Below are 17349 nucleotides of genomic sequence, written 5' to 3' on the forward strand. Positions count from 1 at the left end.
GGCATCGGCGCCGGCGGCGGGGACCGAGACGGCGACCGGCGCCGGCGGCTGGACCGGCCGCGCCCCGCCCCGTCGATGCGGGCCCGGCCATGGCTCGGGCGAGGCGGTGCTCATGCCGGTTCGAACAGCCTGACGCTATTGGCCAGCAACACCGCCTGGGTGCGGCGGCGGGCGTTGATCTTGGACATGATCGCGGTGATGTGGGTCTTGACCGTGGCCTCGGCAATGGACAGCTCGTAGCTGATCTCCTTGTTGGCCTTGCCCTGGCAGATCAGCCGCAGGATCTTCATCTGCTGCGGCGTCAGGCTGGCGAAGCGGCGGGCCAGCTCGGCGCGGGCGGCATCCTCCTCTCCGGCGCTTTCGGGCTGGTAGCTGTCGGGGGTCACCCGCTCCCCCTCCCACATGCGGCGCAGGCTGTCGACCAGCGCCTCGCGGCCCAGGGACTTGCTGATATAGCCCTGCGCCCCGGCCGCCATCGCCGCCGAGATCATGGCGTTTTCCAGGTCGGCCGAGATCATGGTGATCGGCACGTCCGGGATCTGCCGGCGCAGCGTCACCAGCCCCTCGGCCCCGCGGGCATCGGGCAGGTTCAGGTCCAGGATCACCGCATCCGGCGCGCCCTGGGCACGGATCTGTTCCTGCGCAGCCGCCAGGCTGCGGGCGGTGCGGACGTTCTTCAGCCCGAAGCTGATCTTCAGCGTCAGGGCCAGCGCGTCGCACATCAGCGGATGGTCGTCCACGATCAGGATCTCGCGGACCCGGTCGGCGGAAAGCCTTGGCGATGCGGCGCGGTCTTGCGACTGCGTTTCGGCTGAGGCCATCGTTCTCCTCCCAAAGAAACGATAGGGGCCGGGGCTATGGCGCCCGCCGGCCTGTTGTTCCATCTTAAGACCGCCGCCCGTCGGCGCAAGCCTGTTGGACCGCAAACCCCGTTTCGGGTTACGACTTCCGATGTATTGGCCTGGATCGGGACCCGTGTCACTTTCAACCCGTCGAGGGGGAAGACCACCATGCAACTGAACCGGAGAATCACCCTGATGGCCGGGGCGGCCGCCCTGGCCGGGCTGGCGCTGCCCGCGCGCGCGCAATCCCCGGTCATCCGCATCGGCACGCTGGAGAACGGCACCGTCAACTGGGAGATCGAGACGATCCGCAAGCGCGGCTTCGACACCGCCAACGGCTTCGCGCTGCAGCCGCTGATCCTGGCCGGCAACCCCGCCACCCAGGTCGCCATGCAGGGGGCCGAGGTCGATACCATCGTCTCGGACTTCCTCTGGGTGGCGCAGCAGCGCGCGCGCGGCACCGGCTTCCGCTTCCTGCCCTATTCCACCGCCGTGGGCGGCGTGATGGTGCGCGGCGACAGCCCGGCGCAATCGCTGGCCGACCTGAAGGGCAAGAAGATCGGCATCGCCGGCGGGCCGGTGGACAAGAGCTGGCTGATCCTGCGCGCCTGGTCGCGCGAGACGCTGGGCGAGGACCTGGCCCAGGTGACGCAGCAGGTCTTCGGCGCACCGCCGATGATCCTGAACGCCGCCGAGACCGGCGAGGTCGATGCCGCGATCAACTTCTGGCATTTCCAGGCCAAGATGAAGGCGCGCGGCATGCGCGAGATCATGTCGGTCGCCACGGCGGCGGCCGATCTGGGCCTGGATCCCTCGACCCCGCTGCTGGGCTATGTGTTGCGCGACGACTGGATCGCGGCCAACCCGCAGCTTGCCGCCGGCCTCGCCCGCGCCTCCCGCGCCGCCAAGGACCTGCTGGCCCGCGATGATGCCGCCTGGGACGATCTGCGCCCGCTGATGGAGGCCGCCGACGAGGCCGAGTTCCAGGCACTGAAGGCCGGCTGGCGCGCCGGCATTCCCGCCCCGGGGCCGGTCGATGCGGCGAATGCGCAGAAGATGTTCGCCACCATGGCCGAGCTGGGCGGCGAGGAATTGACCGGCGGCGTCGCCACCCTGCCCGAGGGCCTGTTCTGGTGGCCGGAGTAGCCCCGACTTGACCGGAACGCCCAAGCCCCCCTCGCCCCGTCCCGGCCTGGTGCCGGGGGTGCTGTCGCTCCTGGCCATGCTGCTGTTGTGGACCCTGGCCTCGCAGCTCACCGACCGGCCGCAGACCCTGCCGGCGCCCTGGGACGTCGCGGCGCGCATCGGCCGGCTGGCCGCGACCGGCGAGCTGTGGCTCAACGCCGGCATGACGCTGTTCCGCGTCACCGCCAGCTTCGCGCTGGCCATGGCCGCGGGCATGGCGCTGGGGCTGTGGATGGGGCGCTGGCGCGGGGCGGACCAATGGCTCAATCCCGGGCTCATCATCCTGCTGAACGTGCCGGCGCTGGTGGTGATCGTGCTGTGCTATATCTGGATCGGCCTGAACGAGACCGCCGCCATCCTGGCCGTGGCGCTGAACAAGATCCCGGTGGTCACGGTGATGATCCGCGAGGGCACGCGGGCGCTGCGGCCCGATCTGGACGACATGGCCCGCGCCTTCCGCATGGCGCCGCTGGCGCGGCTGCGCCATGTCGTGCTGCCGCAACTGGCGCCGCATATCGCCGCCGCGGCCCGGGCCGGCATCTCGCTGATCTGGAAGATCGTGCTGGTGGTCGAGTTCCTCGGCCGCTCGAACGGTGTCGGCTTCAAGATCCACCTGCTGTTTTCCAGCTTCGACGTGACCGGGGTGCTGGCCTGGGCGCTGGCCTTCGTCGCCGTCATGCTGGCCATCGACCTGTTCCTGCTGCGGCCGTGGGAGGCCCGCGCCAATCGCTGGAGGCAGGATGCGGCTTGAGCTGGAAGCCAAGTCCTTCGGCGCTCGGCCGGTGCTGGGGGCTTTGTCGCTGGCAGTTTCGCGGGGCGAGCGGCTGGCGATCCTCGGCCCCTCGGGCATCGGGAAATCGACGCTGCTGCGCATCCTGGCCGGGCTGGACCGGGCCTATCGCGGCCGGCTCGACGGGGCCGACCGCCTGGCCGTGGTGTTCCAGGAGCCGGTGCTGCTGCCCTGGCGCGACGCGGTGGCGAACATCGCCATCCCGACCGGCTGCGACGCAGCCACCGCGCGGGACTGGCTGGCGCAGGTCGGGCTGGCCGGGCACGAGGCGAAGTTCCCGCGCCAGCTGTCGCTGGGCCAGCAGCGGCGGCTGGCGCTGGCCCGCGCCTTCGCCGCGGCACCCGACATCCTGCTGATGGACGAACCTTTCGCCTCGCTGGATGCCGAAACGGCGGGCCGGATGCTGGCGCTGACCGATGCGCTGCTGACTCGCTCGGGCGCCGGACTGGTGCTGGTCACCCACGACCCGCGCGAGGCCGAGGCGCTGCACGCCCGGCCGCTGCAGCTGGCCGGCCAGCCGGCCCGGCTTCAGACCCGGCTTCAGAAGGACTGATCCCAGACCCGGCCCTCGGTATCCTGCGCATGCACCGTCACCGGCCCCTCGCCCGGCGCGTGGGCAAAGCGGAACACCGGGTCCTCGGAGATCGAGATCCCGGCCTCCATGGTGAACAGCAGCGCCTCGCCCTGCTTGACCTCCAGCACCTGGACGAACTCGGCCGGGATGGTCAGCAGCGTCAGCTGGTCGCGTTGCAAGCCCGAGAAATTCGGGTGCCGGATCATCAGCGTGCCGACCTGCCGCCCGCCTTCCCCGGCCTCGCGATAGCGCATCTGGCCCATGGTGGCGCGCACCTGCTCCATGCTTTTCCCGGCCGGCGCCGCGCAGCCGCCCGAGGCCTTGACGAAGCGCCCGGCCATGACCTTGCGCCCGTCCGCCAGCGTGGCGACGGCGCGCAGGTCGGAATAGCTGTCGACCCGCACCCGCACCTCGAAATCCAGCGGCATCAGCGCCTTGCCAAAGGTGAACTCGGCCGCGACCGGGGCCGGGTTGCCGTCCACCACCAGCGCCAGCGACCGGATCGCCGGCGCGCCGGGCGGCTGGGTGATGCGCACCGGCACCAGCGCCGGGTTGTCGGCGCGCGGCGGGGCGTCCAGGTCGAAGACCGCCGGATCGACCGGCGGCTCCTCGTCGGTGCCGATCACCGCCAGCCGCATCTCGTCCCAGAGCGCCGAGGGCTGCATCGGGTTCGCCACCTCGGTCGCAAAAGCCGGCGCGGCCTGCAGGGCAAGCGCAAGCGCCGCAATCAACGCGCGTCTCATATCCGTTTCTCCTTCGCCATGCGGCGATAGACCAGCGCGGTGTCGTCGCTGGTCGCATCGGCCTCGGCCTCGGCGCGCAATCGCGCGTTCAGGTCGGACCGCGAACAGACCGGGTCGGTGGCGCGCGCGTCGCCGGCCATGGCCATGGCCTGGCAGCGGCAGCCGCCGAAATCCACCTCGCGCCGCGCGCAGGACTGACACGGTTCGGGCAGCCAGGCGGTGCCCCGAAAGGCGTTGAAGGCGTCGCCGTGATGCCAGATGCGGGCCAGCCGCACCTCGCGGATGTTGTCGAAATGCAGCTCCGTGATGGTCTGGGCGGCATGGCAGGGCAGCACCGTGCCGTCCGGCGCGATGTTGAGGCCCGTCGAGCCCCAGCCGCCCATGCAGCTTTTCGGATAGGCGGCATGGTGGTCGGCCGGCACATAGTCGATGACCATGCGCCCGCGCAGCCGCTCGCGCGCAGCCTTCACCACCTCGCGCGCCCGCGCCGCCTGGGCCACGGTCGGCATCAGCGGCCGGCGGTTCAGGTCGGCCCAGCCGTGGAACTGCACGGTCGCGACCTCGATGCGCCGGCAGCCCAGCCGCTCGGCTAGGTCGATCATCTCGGGCAGGCGGTCCAGGTTCTGGCGATGCACCACCGCGTTCAGGGTCAGCGGAAAGCCGATGGCGCCGATCCACTCCGCCACCTGCATCTTGCGGGCGAAGCTGCCGCCATAGCCGCTGATCCAGTCGGCCATCTCGGCGTCGATGCCCTGCAAGGACAGCTGGATGTGATCGACGGCGCCGTCGAGTTCGCGCAGCCGCGCCTCGGTCAGGCCGATGCCCGAGGTGATCAGGTTGACGTAAAGCCCCGCATCCCGCGCCGAGACCGCGATCTCGGCCAGGTCGCGGCGCGAGGCCGGCTCGCCGCCGGACAGATGCACCTGCAGCACGCCCAGATCGGCGGCCTGGCGGAACACCCCGTCCCATTCCGCCGCCGTCAGCTCGGCCTGCGCCCGCGTCAGCTCGACCGGGTTCGAGCAATAGGGGCAGGCCAGCGGGCAGCGATGCGTCAGCTCGGCCAGCATCGCCATGGGCAGGCCGGGGCGCACCGGGTTGCCGTCGATGTCGCGCGAGGCGGGCGCATCCCTCATGCCGCGTCCTCCCGCTTGTCGCCGCCTTCGGCGCAGGCCAGGAAGACCATGCGCCGGTCCACCAGGCTGCGGATGAAGTCGTGCACGTCGCCCTCGATCTGCTCGGCGGGGGCGGCATAGCGTTCGCACAGGGTCAGAATGACCTCGGCCAGGCTGCGTTCCCCGTCCAGCTCGGACAGGATCGCATCGCCGACCGCGTCCAGCTGCAAGGCCCGTTCCGGCGCCAGCAGCACGCGGATGCCGCGCACGCGGTCGTCATGCAGCCGCACGCCGCGCGGCAGATAGGGCACGCAGGCGCCGCTGATGCGCCCCCCGGTCATGGGACCGTGGCCGCATCGGGCGCCGGCTCGGGGATGGCCGAGTCGAGCAAGCCCTCGCCCGGCCGCCAGGCGCCGGGGGGAATCCGCCCCTCGACATAGCCGTGCCAGAGCGCGTCGAGCTGCGCCCAGAGCACATCGGTCTTGAACACCAGCGCCGCCGCCGCCGCGTCCTGCCTTTCCAGCGTGTCGGCATGGTCCAGCACATAGGTCAGGCCGAATTCGACATCCTTCGGCGCCTCGGCCAGCCGGTTGCGGAAATAGGCGAGGCTGGTCTCGTCGGCGAAGTCGTAATGCTTCAGCAGCCCCTCGATGCGCTCGGCATGGATCCTGGGCGCGAACATCTCGGTCAGGCTGGCGGCCACGGCATCGAGCAGCGGCATGTCGCGCACGAAGCGGACATAGGCATCGACGGCAAAGCGCGTCGCCGGCATCACTCCCGCGCCACTGGCGACGTAATCGGGATCGAGGCCCACGGCACGGGCCAGCGCCAGCCAGCGCCGGATGCCGCCGCCCTGATCGACACCGCCGTCGTGATCCTCGATCCGGTGGCGCCAGATGCGGCGCAGCTGCGGGTCGTCCAGCCGCGACAGGAAGGCCGCGTCCTTCATCGGGATGCGCGACTGGTAATGCCAGCGGTTGATGACCCAGGCCCGCACCTCGTCCGGCGTGCACTGCCCGCCGTGCAGGCGTTTGTGGAACGGGTGGCGGTCGTGATAGCGCTCGGCGCCGATGCGCTTCAGGCGCTCGTGGAACTCGGCGCGGGTCTGGGCGCGGTGGTCGGCAAGTTTCATGGCGCGATCTCCATACCGTCATGGCCGATCTGCCATCCCGCCGCCTGCGCCTGCGCACGCTCGGGGCTGGCGGGATCGACCAGCGGATTCGAATTGTTCAGATGCACGTAGATGCGGGCGCCCAGGGGCACCGCGCGCAGCCCATCCAGGCTGCCGCCAGGACCCGAGACCGGCACATGCCCCATGCGCCGCCCGGTCTTGGCGCCCAGTCCGGCGCGGACCATCTCGTCATCGGTCCAGAGCGTGCCGTCGAACAGCAGCACATCCGCGCCCGAGATGCGGTCGCAAAGCCAGTCCGGGACCGAGGCGCAGCCGGGAATGTAGAACACCCGCCGACCGTTGGCGGCCAGCTCGACCCCCACGGTCTGCTCGCCCATCAGCCCGGTCTCGACCCGCTCGCCCTCCAGATACAGCGGCACCTTGCCGGGCACCGCGAACAGCGTGGCGGTCAGGCCGGGGGCAAGGTCGAAGGCAAGCTCCAGCGCCACTTCGCGCCGCGGGACCAGCCCGGGGGCCAGCGCCGACAGCATCGGGTTGCCGGCCAGCACCGCATGGATGGCGGGCGTGGCGAACAGGTCGAAGCCCTGGCCTTCGCGCAGGGTCAGCAGGCCGGCGACATGGTCGATGTCGCCATTCGTCACCAGCACCGACCGGATCGGAGAGTCGCGCAGCCCCTCGGGCCGCAGCGCCGGGGTGGCGGCCAGCTGCTGGCGCAGGTCGGGCGAGGCGTTCACCAGCGCCCAGTCCCGGCCATTGGCGGATACGGCGATCCCGCTCTGGCTCATGGCGGGAATGCGCCCATTGCGCGCGGCATCGCAGTTGCGGCAGCCACAGTTCCACTGCGGCACGCCACCGCCTGCGCCGCTGCCGAGAATCACGATGCGCATGGTCAAAAGGCCCGGCAGCCCGGCCCCGGCAAGCAGGGACCGGGCCCGGACATCGCCAGAACGGTTTAGAACAGGACCGGCTCGTCCTCGGCCGGGGCATACATGTTGATTTCCATGCCGCAGGCGATTTCCTTCAGCGCGGGTTTGGTCCAGGCCATATGGTTCTCCTCCTCCAGGTTGCCGCTTGGGGTGCGGACAGGTCGATGCTAGGCCGCCGCGGCCCCCAGTCAACACGCCAAAGGTCGTAGATGGCCAGCCGCCGGAGGCTGTGCTAACCTCGGGCCCCGAAAGGAAAACGGATGTTCCATCTGGTCCTGGCCGCCTGTCTTGCCGCCCAGCCGGGCACCTGCGAATCGCGCCTGCTGCCGGCCGGCGAGGCGGCCACGCGCGAGGATTGCCAACTGCGCGCCGAGCCCATCGCCCGCGACTGGCTGGCCCGGCATCCCGACCTGGTCGATGGCGGCGGCACCCGCTGCGTCGAGACCGCGGAACTGCCCGCCCTGACCATGCAGGAGGTGGCCGAGGGCATCCATGTCCACCAGGGCGCCATGGCAGCGCTGTCGCCGCAGAACCGCGGCCGCATCGCCAACCTGTCCTTGGTCATCGGCGAGACGGTGGCGGTGATCGACGCCGGCGGCAGCCGGGCCGAGGGCGAGGCGCTCTATGCCGCGATCCGGCAGATCACCGACAGGCCGGTCAGCCATGTGATCCTGACCCATATGCATCCCGACCACATCCTGGGCGCCGAGGTCTTCTCCGAGGCCGGGGCCACCATCGTCGCCGATGCCCGCCTACCCGAAGCGGTGGCGCGACGGGCGGAAAGCTGGATGATCTCGGTCCCGCGCCAGATCGGCGCGGCGAATTTCGCCGGCACCCGCATCGCCGCCGTGGACCACGAGATCGCCGCGCCCGAGACGATCTCGCTGGGCGACCGCAACCTGCGGCTGACGCCCGTGCCGCCGGCCCATACCGACAGCGACATGACGGTGCTGGACGAGGAAACCGGCACGCTGTTCACCGGCGACCTGGTCTTCCAGGGGCTGACGCCGTCGCTGGACGGCTCGCTTTCGGGCTGGCTCGACTGGATCGGCCGGCCCCCCGATCCACCGCCGGCGCTGATCGTGCCCGGCCATGGCCCGGTCGCGGAAAGCTGGGACGAGGCGGTGACGCCCCAACACCACTACCTGACGGCATTGCGCGACGCCACGCGCGAGGCGCTGAAGCGCGGCCTGCCGCTGTCGCGGGCCATCCCGGCGATCGTGCTGGCGATGAAGCCGGTCTCGGAGGGCTGGGCGGATTTCCAGGCCGTCACCGCCCGCAATGCCGCCACGGCCTTTGCCGAGCTGGAATGGGAATAGATTGCCTGATCCCCGCCTCGGTGCCACAACTATGCCGAGCGCACAGGAAAGGGATGGTCATGGCACGTCTTGTCCGGCACGGTTTCATCGCGGCGATCCTTGGCAGCCTGCTGCTGGCGGGGGCAGCCCATGCGCAGGATACCCCCCTGCCCGAGCGGCGCCTGTCCCTGCAGGCCGATACCGACCTGCCGGGCGGCGACCTGGGCCCGATCTTCGACACCACGCTGCAAGCCTGCGTGCAGGCCTGCCTGGGCAACGATGCCTGCACGGCGCTGACCTATAACGAACGCGCCCGCGCCTGCTTCCCCAAGGGCGAGGGCACCGGCGCCGCCGCCTTTGCCGGGGCGCTGTCGGGCCATGTCGTCGCCTCCACGGCCGAGGAACGGCTGCGCGCCGAATCCCGCGCCGGCGCCGCGCCCTTCATCGCCGCGCAGGACCTGGGCGCCGCGCAATCCCTGGCCCGCAGCTTTCCGGCGCTGCACCCGCCGCTGGCCGAATATGCCCAGGGCAGCGCCCAGCAGGCCGAGCAGGCCGGCGACCTAGCGCTGGCGGCGCGCATCACCGCCGCCGAGGCGGCGCGCTACGACCGGGCGACCGACTGGACCAATCTCGCCCGGCTGACGCTCTATACCAGCGACCAGGGCGACCGCGAGGCGTCGGCGGCCATCGCCTCGATGGCGATCAACGGCTATCTGCGCGGGGCCGAGGACGCGGTGGCCGCCCGTGCGCTCTCCTGGCTCGCCATGGCGTGGGAGCGGCTGGACCGCGGCCGCGACGCGCTGGCGGCGCTGCGGCTGGCGGCGAAGCTCTCGCCCGCCGATCCCGAGATCGCCTCGGCGCTCGAGGAATCGCAGGCGCGCAACGGGCTGCGCGTCACCGACACCCAGGTCGAATCCGAAGGCCGGACGCCGCGCTTCTGCGCCATCCTGTCGCGCGAACTGTCCTCGGGCACCGATTACGCGCAATTCCTGCGCCTGCCCGCCCGCGACCTGACGGTCGAGGCGGATGGCGAGCGGCTGTGCGTGGCGGGCCTGACTCACGGGCAAGAGGTCGAACTGACCCTGCGCGCCGGCCTGCCCGCCGCCGACGGCGAGGTGCTGGCCCGCGACGTGACGGTCAAGGGCTATGTCCGCGACCGCGCGCCCTCGGTCCGCTTCCCCGGCCGCGCCTATGTGCTGCCGGCCTCGGGCGACCAGCGGCTGTCGATGGTCACGGTCAATGCCGACACCATCAACCTGCGGCTCCTGCGCATTTCCGACCGCAACCTGATCCGCGCCATGGCCGAGGACATGTTCGCAACGCCGCTGGACAGCTGGCAGGCGGATTACTTCGGCGACCGCATGGCCCGCGAGGTCTGGAAGGGCACGGCGCAGGTCGCCAAGCCCATGGGCCAGGACAGCCTGAACCAGGAGCTGACCACCAGCCTCGCCATTCCCGCCGAGGCCGGCCCGCTGGAGCCCGGCATCTATATCGTCGAGGCCGGGATCGAGAACGAGAACGTCCAGGACACGGGCCTCGCGACGCAATGGTTCGTGATCTCGGATTTCGGGATCTCCACCTTCTCGGGCGCCGACGGGCTGACCGTGGCGGTGCGCAGCCTGACCGATACCTCGGCCAAGGCCGGGGCCGAGGTGGCGCTGGTCAGCCGCTCGAACGAGGTGCTGGCCAAGGCCGTGACCGATGCCGAGGGCATCGCGCATTTCGCGCCGGGCCTGTCCATGGGCCGGGACGGCGCCGCTCCGGCGCTGGTCACGGTGACCGACTGGCAGGGCGAGGGCGCCGAGCGCGCGCCCCGCGACATGGCCTTCCTGTCGCTGTCGGACCCGGAATTCGACCTTTCCGACCGCGGGGTCGAGGGCCAGCCCCCTGCCCCGCCCATCGACCTGTTCGTGACCACCGACCGCGGCGCCTATCGCGTCGGCGAGACGGTGAACGCCACCGTGCTGGCCCGCAATGCCGAGGCCCGCGCGCTGGAGAACCTGCCGCTGACCGCGGTGATCCTGCGCCCCGACGGGGTCGAGGCGACACGTCTGCCCGCGCAGGATGCCGGCGCCGGCGGCAGCGTGGTCAACTGGCAGATCCCCGGCAATGCCCCGCGCGGCACCTGGCGGATGGAACTGCGCACCGAAGCGGACGGCCCGGCTCTGGCCACCGCGCGGATGCTGGTCGAGGATTTCCTGCCCGAGCGCATCGACTTCACCCCCAAGCTGCCCGAAGGCCCGGCCCGCGCCGGCGGCATGCTGGAGCTGTCGCTTGCCGCGCATTGGCTGTTCGGCGCCCCGGCCGCCAACCTGCCGGTCGAGGGGCAGCTGCGCCTGTCCCCGACCCGCAGCCTGGAAGGCTTCGACGGCTATGTCTTCGGGCGCGAGGATGACGACAGCGCGCCGGTGACCGACAGCCTGCCGCCGGGCACCACCGATGCGCAGGGCCATTACCAGACGCAGATCGCGCTGCCGCCCGCCGGCCAGCTTGGCCCGCGCCCGGTCGCGGCCGAGGTGGTTCTGGACATCCGCGAGGGCGCCGGCCGGCCGGTCGAGCGCAGCGAATCGCGCGTGGTCATGCCCGAGGCGCCGGTCATCGGCATCCGCCCGCTGTTCGAGGGCGACACCGTGTCCGAAAACGCCGAGGCGCGTTTCGCGCTGATCGCAGTCGACCCGGACCTGAAGCCGGCCGCCGAGCCGGTGCGCTGGGTGCTGAACCGCATCGACACCGATTACCAATGGTATTCGCTGGGCGGGCAATGGAACTGGGAGGCGATCACCACCCGCACCCGCGTCACCGAGGGCGTGGCCGAGCCGGGCGCGGCCGAGATCGCCGCCCCGGTCGAATGGGGCCAGTATGAACTGGTGGCCGAGCCGGCCTCGGGTCAGGGCGGGCAAAGCTCGACGCAATTCTATGCCGGCTGGGGCGCAGTCGCCAATTCGGGGACCGAGACGCCCGACCGGCTGCAGGTGGTGCTGGACAAGCCCGCCTATCGCAGCGGCGACACCGCCCGGGTCAAGGTCGAGGCGCTGGCCGACGGGCTGGGCCTGGTCTCGGTGCTGTCGAACCGGCTGGTCTCGATGCAGACCGTGGCGCTGAAGGCGGGCGAGAACGCCGTGGACCTGCCGGTGACCGACGACTGGGGCGCCGGGGTCTATGTCACCGTCAGCGCCATCCGTCCCCTGGGCGAGGCGCGGCCCGGAGACCGCCAGCCGGTGCGGGCCCTAGGCCTGGCCCATGCCGCCGTCGATCCCGGCGACCGCAGGCTTGCCGCCAGCGTCGAGGCCCCGGCCGAGACGCGGCCGCGCGGCACCATCCCGGTCACGCTGAAGGTCGCGGGCGCGGCGGGCGAGACGGTGCATGCCACCGTCGCCGCCGTCGATCAGGGCATCCTGAACCTGACCCGCTTCCAGCCGCCGAACCCCTCGCAGCATTATTTCGGCCAGCGCCGGCTGGGCGTGGCGCTGCGCGACCTTTACGGCCGGCTGATCCTGCCGACCGGGGCGCCGGACGGCGCGCTGCGCGAAGGCGGCGACGCCAGCCTTGCCGGCAATGCCGAGGCGCCGCCGCCGACCGAAAAGCTGATGAGCTGGTTCTCGGGTCCGCTGACCCTGGACGCGGACGGCACCGCCACCGTCGAGGTGCCGGTGGGCGATTTCAACGGCGAGGTGCGGGTGATGGCGGTGGCCTGGTCCGAAAAGGGCGTGGGCCAGGCCGATGCCTCGGTGCTGGTGCGCGATCCGGTGGTGATGACCGTGACCGCGCCGGCCTTCCTCGCGCCGGGCGACCGGGCGCAGGTCGGGCTGCGGCTGACCCATGCCTCGGGGCCGGCGGGCGCGGTCAGGCTGGCGGTCGAGCAGGTCGGCGGCGAGGCGCCGCTGACCACCAGCCTGCCCACGGACAGCGTGACCCTGGCCGAGAAGGCCGAGGCGCAGCTGCAGATGCCCGTCACCGCCGGCGATGCCGAGGGGCTGGCGAACCTGCGCCTGACCCTGACCACGCCGGGCGGCGAGGCGCTGACCAAGGACATCACCATCCCGGTGGCACTGAACGAGGCCGACATCCAGCGCCAGGACCGGCTGGTGGTGGAGCCCGGGCAAAGCATCGCCGTGCCGGCGACGCTGACTGAAGGCATGGTACCGGGCGCGCTGCTGACGGCGGCGGTCGGGCCCTATGCGCGGCTGGACGTGGCGGGGGCGCTGGCGCGGCTCTCGCGCTATCCCTATGGCTGCACCGAGCAGCTGACCTCGGGGGCGATGCCGCTGCTCTACCTGTCCGGCCTCGCGGCGCTGGAAGGCGTGGATGGCGGCGATACCGGCGAGCAGGTGCAGAAGGCGATCACCCAGATCCTGACCCGGCAGGGCAGCAATGGCGGCTTCGGCCTGTGGTCTGCCGATTCGGGCGACCTGTGGCTGGAAGCCTATGTCACCGACTTCCTGTCGCGGGCCCGGGCGGCGGGCTACCAGGTGCCCGATACCGGCTTCCGCATGGCCATCGACAACCTCAGGAACCGCGCCAATTACGCCACCGAACCCGCCGCCGCCTCGGCCGAGGAGAACGCGGCGCTGGCCTATGCGCTGGCGGTTCTGGCCCGAGAACGCGCCGCCTCGGTGGGCGACCTGCGCTATTACGCCGATACCGCCGCCGGATCGTTCTCGACGCCGATGGGCGCGGCGAACCTGGGCGCGGCGCTGGCCTCCTATGGCGACCAGGGGCGGGCGGACCGCATGTTCACCCAAGGACGCAACCTGCTGAACCTGGGCGCGCCCGAACCCCATGCCTTCCGCGCCGATTACGGCACCAGGCTGCGTGACGCCACCGCGCTGCTGGCGCTGGCGGCCGAGGCGAAAAGCCGGGCCGTGGACGAGACCGACCTGACCAGCCAGATCGCCGAGCGCATCGCCCGGACCGAGGAGGACGGCCGCAGCCTGTCCACCCAGGAATCGGTCTGGACGGTGCTGGCGGCGCAGTCGCTGTCGCGCTCGACCCCGCCGGCGACGCTGAACGGCGTGGCGCTGACCCAGCCGGTTGCCAGCCTGCCCGACGCCGGGGCAAGCCTTGCCAATACCGGCGACCGCGCGCTGGAGGTGACGCTGACCGCGACCGGCAAGCCCGCAGGCCCGGTCGCGGCCGGCGGCAAGGGCTACGCCATCGCGCGGCGCTATTACAGCATCGAGGGCGAGGCGCTGGACCCCGCCAACCTGCCGCAGGGCACGCGCATGGTGGTCGAGCTGGAAATCTCGCCGCAGGCCGAGGGCGGCGGCCGGCTGGTCATCGCCGACCCGCTGCCGGCCGGATGGGAGATCGACAACCCGAATCTCTTGCGCGCCGGCGACGTCTCGGCGCTGGACTGGCTGGAGGGCGAGACCTCGGCCGAGATGACCGAGTTCCGCGCCGACCGTTTCGCGGCGGCGCTGACCTGGACCTCGGCCGAGCGCTTCCGGCTGGTCTATATCGTCCGCGCGGTGACGCCGGGCCAATTCCGCCACCCGGCCGCCAGCGTCGAGGACATGTATCGCCCCGAGTTCCGCGCCTGGTCGGGCAGCGGCCGCGTGACCGTTACGCCCTGACCTCCCGCTTGGCGCCGGTGGCACGGTCCCGGTGGGTATTTGTGGAGCAAAGAAGGCCGGGGGCGGAAGGCGCGGCCCTGCGTTGGGGCGGGAAAGCTTTGCTTGCCGGATGAGCGCCCGCGCGCAATAATCCCGCGACCGACAGGGAAGGGAGGAGACCTTGCCCGAACGCCATGAGGATCGCGTCGCCACGGCCTCGCAATCGCCGGGGGCGGTGACGCGGCTTGCCGCGAGCTGGCGCCGCTCGATGGTCAAGCACGGGCTGGACCCGGCCCGCCCGCCGCAGCCGCGCCGCCTGACCGCACGCGAGCTGGCCGAGCGGCGCGAGCGGCTGGACGAGTTCATCGCCGTGGCCCGGCCGCAGCTGGACCAGCTGTTCCAGCTGGTCTGCCCGACCGGCTGCAGCGTGCTGCTGACCGACGCCACCGGCATCGTGCTGGAACAGCGCGCCAATGCCGCCGATGCGGCGGTGTTCCACGACTGGGGGCTATGCGCCGGCAGCGACTGGTCGGAACAGGCCGAGGGCACCAATGGCATCGGCACCTGCCTGGCCGAAGGCCGGCAGGTCACCATCCACCGCGACGAGCATTTCTATGCCAAGAACACCGGGCTTTCCTGCATGGACGCGCCGATCTGGGGCCCGGACGGGCGGCTGATCGCGGCGCTGGACGTGAGCTCGGCCCGCTCCGACCATACCGAGCGCTGGAACGCGCTGATCGCGGCGCAGGTCGCCCATAGCGCGCGGGCGATCGAGGCGGCCTTTTTCCGCGTCAGCTTTCCCGGCGCGCGCATCATCTCCGCCCAAGCCGAGGGGGCCGAGGACGCGACGCTGCTGATCGCCGTGGACAAGGACGACCTAGCCATCGGCGCCAACCGCGCCGCCCGCCGCGCCTTCGGGCTGGAAAAGGAGGGCCAGCTGCGGCCGCGTCCCGCCTCGGACCTGCTGGGCCGCGACGAGGGCGCGACCGGCTTCGAGAAGGCCGAGCGCGCCGCGGTGATTCGCGCCCTGGCGCGGGCCGAGGGCAATGTCTCGGCCGCCGCGCGCGCGCTGGGGGTCGGGCGCGCGACGCTCTATCGCCGCATGCAGCGGCTGGGGATCTCGGAAAATCCGGGCAGACTGTCTCGGGGCTGAAACACATTCCGCGCCGCGGCGTCACGGGCGCGTTGATTTGCGCCCGCACCCGTCCCAACCTTCTGGACGAACCGGCAGGAGGAGCCGGTCAGGACAGGAGGAAACCATGCCGAACGACCAGACGCATGACTTCAAGGGCGTCAACGTGATGCCTTTCGCCAAGCGCTATGACAACTATATCGGCGGCGCCTGGGTCGCGCCGAAATCCGGCAAGTATTTCACCAACACCACGCCCATCACCGGCGCCGAGATCGGCGAAATCGCCCGCTCGAATGCCGACGACATCGAACTGGCGCTGGATGCCGCCCATGCCGCCAAGGACAAATGGGGCCATACCGCCGCGGCCGAGCGGGCCAATATCCTGCTGAAGATCGCCGACCGGATGGAGGCGAACCTTGAACTGCTTGCCACCGCCGAGACCTGGGACAACGGCAAGCCGATCCGCGAGACCATGGCCGCGGACGTGCCGCTGGCCATCGACCATTTCCGCTATTTCGCCGGCGTGCTGCGGGCGCAGGAAGGCTCGATCTCGGAAATCGACTCGACCACCATCGCCTATCACTTCCACGAGCCGCTGGGCGTGGTGGGCCAGATCATCCCCTGGAACTTCCCGCTGCTGATGGCCTGCTGGAAGCTGGCCCCGGCGCTGGCCGCCGGAAACTGCGTGGTCATCAAGCCGGCCGAGCAGACCCCGGCCAGCATCATGGTCTGGATCGGCCTGATCGGCGACCTGCTGCCGCCGGGCGTGCTGAACGTGGTGAACGGCTTCGGCCTGGAGGCCGGCAAGCCGCTGGCCTCGAACCCGCGCATCGCCAAGATCGCCTTCACCGGCGAGACCACCACCGGCCGGCTGATCATGCAATACGCCGCCGAGAACCTGATCCCGGTGACGCTGGAACTGGGCGGCAAGTCCCCGAACGTCTTCTTCGCCGACGTGGCGCGCGAGGATGACGACTTCTTCGACAAGGCTCTGGAAGGCTTCGCCATGTTCGCGCTGAACCAGGGCGAGGTCTGCACCTGCCCGTCGCGGGTGCTGATCCAGGAATCGATCTACGACCGCTTCATGGAGCGCGCGGTCAAGCGGGTGCAGGCGATCACCCAGGGCGACCCGCGCGACGCCGCCACCATGATCGGCGCCCAGGCCTCGAGCGAGCAGAAGGAGAAGATCCTGAGCTATCTCGACATCGGCCGCAAGGAAGGCGCCGAGGTGCTGACCGGCGGCAAGGCGGCCGACCTGGGCGGCGAGCTGTCGGGCGGCTTCTACATCGAGCCGACGATCTTCCGCGGCAACAACAAGATGCGGATCTTCCAGGAGGAGATCTTCGGCCCCGTGGTCTCGGTCACCACCTTCAAGGACCAGGCCGAGGCGCTGGAGATCGCCAACGACACGCTCTATGGCCTGGGCGCCGGGGTGTGGTCGCGCGACGCCAACACCTGCTACCAGATGGGCCGCGGCATCAAGGCCGGGCGGGTCTGGACCAACTGCTATCACGCCTATCCTGCCCATGCGGCCTTCGGCGGCTACAAGCAGTCGGGCATCGGCCGCGAGACCCACAAGATGATGCTGGACCACTACCAGCAGACCAAGAACATGCTGGTCAGCTATTCGCCGAAGAAGCTGGGCTTCTTCTGACAGGGGAAGCGGCCCCGCAAGCGGGGCCGCTGCCTTCGGCAAGGGTATTTGGCAAACGGAAAGGCATCATGGACCGGGTCACCGCCACCCCTGCGGCGCTGGAGCTTCTGGCCGAGATCGTCGCCGATCACGGGCCGGTGCTGTTTCACCAGTCCGGCGGCTGCTGCGACGGCTCCTCGCCCATGTGCTACCCGCAGGGCGATTTCCGCGTCGGCGAGCGCGACGTGAAGCTGGGCGAGATCGGCGGCATGCCGTTCTATATCTCGGCCAGCCAGTATGAAGCCTGGAAGCACACACGGCTGACCATCGACGTGGTGCCGGGGCGGGGCGGCATGTTCAGCCTCGACAACGGCCGCGAGAAGCGGTTCCTCGTTCGGTCGGATATCTGCCGGATCTGACCGCCGGCCGG

At 70.9% G+C, this 17349-nt stretch carries 15 protein-coding genes; 8 read left to right on the plus strand and 7 right to left on the minus strand.

Going from position 1 to position 17349, the window contains the following annotated elements; genetic code table 11:
* Nucleotides 1-110 precede the first annotated feature (110 nt).
* On the minus strand, nt 111-821 hold the full coding sequence (locus tag I9P22_RS07180; protein WP_199258673.1) for a response regulator transcription factor: 711 nt from the start codon (nt 819-821) through the stop codon (nt 111-113).
* Nucleotides 822-1010: 189 nt separating this feature from the next.
* Between I9P22_RS07180 and I9P22_RS07185 the strand changes: the two genes are divergently transcribed.
* Genes I9P22_RS07185 through I9P22_RS07195 form a run of 3 tightly spaced genes read left to right on the plus strand, consistent with a single transcriptional unit; the run spans nt 1011 to nt 3370 of the window.
* Nucleotides 1011-1988: an ABC transporter substrate-binding protein gene (locus tag I9P22_RS07185; protein ID WP_199258674.1), complete on the plus strand. Its 978-nt coding sequence runs from the start codon at nt 1011-1013 to the stop codon at nt 1986-1988.
* Nucleotides 1989-1995: 7 nt separating this feature from the next.
* Nucleotides 1996-2778, plus strand: a complete 783-nt coding sequence (locus I9P22_RS07190; RefSeq protein WP_199258675.1) for an ABC transporter permease — start codon at nt 1996-1998, stop codon at nt 2776-2778.
* Nucleotides 2768-3370, plus strand: a complete 603-nt coding sequence (locus I9P22_RS07195; RefSeq protein WP_199258676.1) for an ATP-binding cassette domain-containing protein — start codon at nt 2768-2770, stop codon at nt 3368-3370. The genes I9P22_RS07190 and I9P22_RS07195 overlap by 11 nt, the downstream gene beginning before the upstream one ends.
* Here I9P22_RS07195 and I9P22_RS07200 read toward each other — a convergent pair.
* The 6 genes from I9P22_RS07200 to pqqA all read right to left on the minus strand — a co-directional run bounded on the left by I9P22_RS07200 (nt 3358) and on the right by pqqA (nt 7423).
* Nucleotides 3358-4134: a quinoprotein dehydrogenase-associated SoxYZ-like carrier gene (locus tag I9P22_RS07200; RefSeq protein WP_199258677.1), complete on the minus strand. Its 777-nt coding sequence runs from the start codon at nt 4132-4134 to the stop codon at nt 3358-3360. The genes I9P22_RS07195 and I9P22_RS07200 overlap by 13 nt on opposite strands.
* Nucleotides 4131-5267, minus strand: coding sequence for a pyrroloquinoline quinone biosynthesis protein PqqE (gene pqqE, locus I9P22_RS07205; RefSeq protein ID WP_199258678.1), 1137 nt, complete (start codon nt 5265-5267; stop codon nt 4131-4133). The genes I9P22_RS07200 and pqqE overlap by 4 nt, the downstream gene beginning before the upstream one ends.
* Nucleotides 5264-5587, minus strand: coding sequence for a pyrroloquinoline quinone biosynthesis peptide chaperone PqqD (gene pqqD / locus I9P22_RS07210; RefSeq protein ID WP_199258679.1), 324 nt, complete (start codon nt 5585-5587; stop codon nt 5264-5266). Before pqqD ends, pqqE begins: the two co-directional genes overlap by 4 nt.
* Nucleotides 5584-6378: a pyrroloquinoline-quinone synthase PqqC gene (pqqC, locus tag I9P22_RS07215; RefSeq protein ID WP_199258680.1), complete on the minus strand. Its 795-nt coding sequence runs from the start codon at nt 6376-6378 to the stop codon at nt 5584-5586. The genes pqqD and pqqC overlap by 4 nt, the downstream gene beginning before the upstream one ends.
* A complete protein-coding gene (pqqB, locus tag I9P22_RS07220) occupies nt 6375-7265 on the minus strand; it encodes a pyrroloquinoline quinone biosynthesis protein PqqB (protein WP_199258681.1) in 891 nt (296 codons plus the stop codon). The genes pqqC and pqqB overlap by 4 nt, the downstream gene beginning before the upstream one ends.
* Before the next feature lie 65 nt (nt 7266-7330).
* A complete protein-coding gene (gene pqqA / locus I9P22_RS07225; RefSeq protein ID WP_019353469.1) occupies nt 7331-7423 on the minus strand; it encodes a pyrroloquinoline quinone precursor peptide PqqA in 93 nt (30 codons plus the stop codon).
* A gap of 141 nt (nt 7424-7564) precedes the next feature.
* Between pqqA and I9P22_RS07230 the strand changes: the two genes are divergently transcribed.
* The 5 genes from I9P22_RS07230 to I9P22_RS07250 all read left to right on the plus strand — a co-directional run bounded on the left by I9P22_RS07230 (nt 7565) and on the right by I9P22_RS07250 (nt 17338).
* Nucleotides 7565-8623: a quinoprotein relay system zinc metallohydrolase 2 gene (locus I9P22_RS07230; RefSeq protein ID WP_199258682.1), complete on the plus strand. Its 1059-nt coding sequence runs from the start codon at nt 7565-7567 to the stop codon at nt 8621-8623.
* 59 nt (nt 8624-8682) lie between these two features.
* Nucleotides 8683-14175, plus strand: a complete 5493-nt coding sequence (locus I9P22_RS07235; protein WP_199258683.1) for an alpha-2-macroglobulin family protein — start codon at nt 8683-8685, stop codon at nt 14173-14175.
* 160 nt (nt 14176-14335) lie between these two features.
* Entirely contained in the window at nt 14336-15307 is a 972-nt protein-coding gene (locus tag I9P22_RS07240) for a GAF domain-containing protein (protein ID WP_199258684.1), read from the plus strand.
* Between the two features lie 106 nt (nt 15308-15413).
* On the plus strand, nt 15414-16940 hold the full coding sequence (gene adh, locus I9P22_RS07245; protein ID WP_199258685.1) for an aldehyde dehydrogenase: 1527 nt from the start codon (nt 15414-15416) through the stop codon (nt 16938-16940).
* A gap of 68 nt (nt 16941-17008) precedes the next feature.
* Nucleotides 17009-17338 (plus strand): DUF779 domain-containing protein, encoded by a 330-nt coding sequence (locus I9P22_RS07250; protein WP_199258686.1) that lies wholly within the window; start codon nt 17009-17011, stop codon nt 17336-17338.
* Nucleotides 17339-17349: the final 11 nt, after the last annotated feature.

It is taken from the genome of Paracoccus binzhouensis (genome assembly GCF_016446475.1).
In the GTDB taxonomy this organism is placed as follows: domain Bacteria; phylum Pseudomonadota; class Alphaproteobacteria; order Rhodobacterales; family Rhodobacteraceae; genus Paracoccus; species Paracoccus binzhouensis.

Coding starts and splice junctions, on each gene's coding strand:
- I9P22_RS07180 (WP_199258673.1), bottom strand. CDS start 821: ATGGCCTCAGCCGAAACGCAGTCGCAAGACCGCGCCGCATCGCCAAGG.
- I9P22_RS07185 (WP_199258674.1), top strand. CDS start 1,011: ATGCAACTGAACCGGAGAATCACCCTGATGGCCGGGGCGGCCGCCCTG.
- I9P22_RS07195 (WP_199258676.1), top strand. CDS start 2,768: ATGCGGCTTGAGCTGGAAGCCAAGTCCTTCGGCGCTCGGCCGGTGCTG.
- I9P22_RS07200 (WP_199258677.1), bottom strand. CDS start 4,134: ATGAGACGCGCGTTGATTGCGGCGCTTGCGCTTGCCCTGCAGGCCGCG.
- pqqE (WP_199258678.1), bottom strand. CDS start 5,267: ATGAGGGATGCGCCCGCCTCGCGCGACATCGACGGCAACCCGGTGCGC.
- pqqD (WP_199258679.1), bottom strand. CDS start 5,587: ATGACCGGGGGGCGCATCAGCGGCGCCTGCGTGCCCTATCTGCCGCGC.
- pqqC (WP_199258680.1), bottom strand. CDS start 6,378: ATGAAACTTGCCGACCACCGCGCCCAGACCCGCGCCGAGTTCCACGAG.
- pqqB (WP_199258681.1), bottom strand. CDS start 7,265: ATGCGCATCGTGATTCTCGGCAGCGGCGCAGGCGGTGGCGTGCCGCAG.
- pqqA (WP_019353469.1), bottom strand. CDS start 7,423: ATGGCCTGGACCAAACCCGCGCTGAAGGAAATCGCCTGCGGCATGGAA.
- I9P22_RS07230 (WP_199258682.1), top strand. CDS start 7,565: ATGTTCCATCTGGTCCTGGCCGCCTGTCTTGCCGCCCAGCCGGGCACC.
- I9P22_RS07235 (WP_199258683.1), top strand. CDS start 8,683: ATGGCACGTCTTGTCCGGCACGGTTTCATCGCGGCGATCCTTGGCAGC.
- adh (WP_199258685.1), top strand. CDS start 15,414: ATGCCGAACGACCAGACGCATGACTTCAAGGGCGTCAACGTGATGCCT.
- I9P22_RS07250 (WP_199258686.1), top strand. CDS start 17,009: ATGGACCGGGTCACCGCCACCCCTGCGGCGCTGGAGCTTCTGGCCGAG.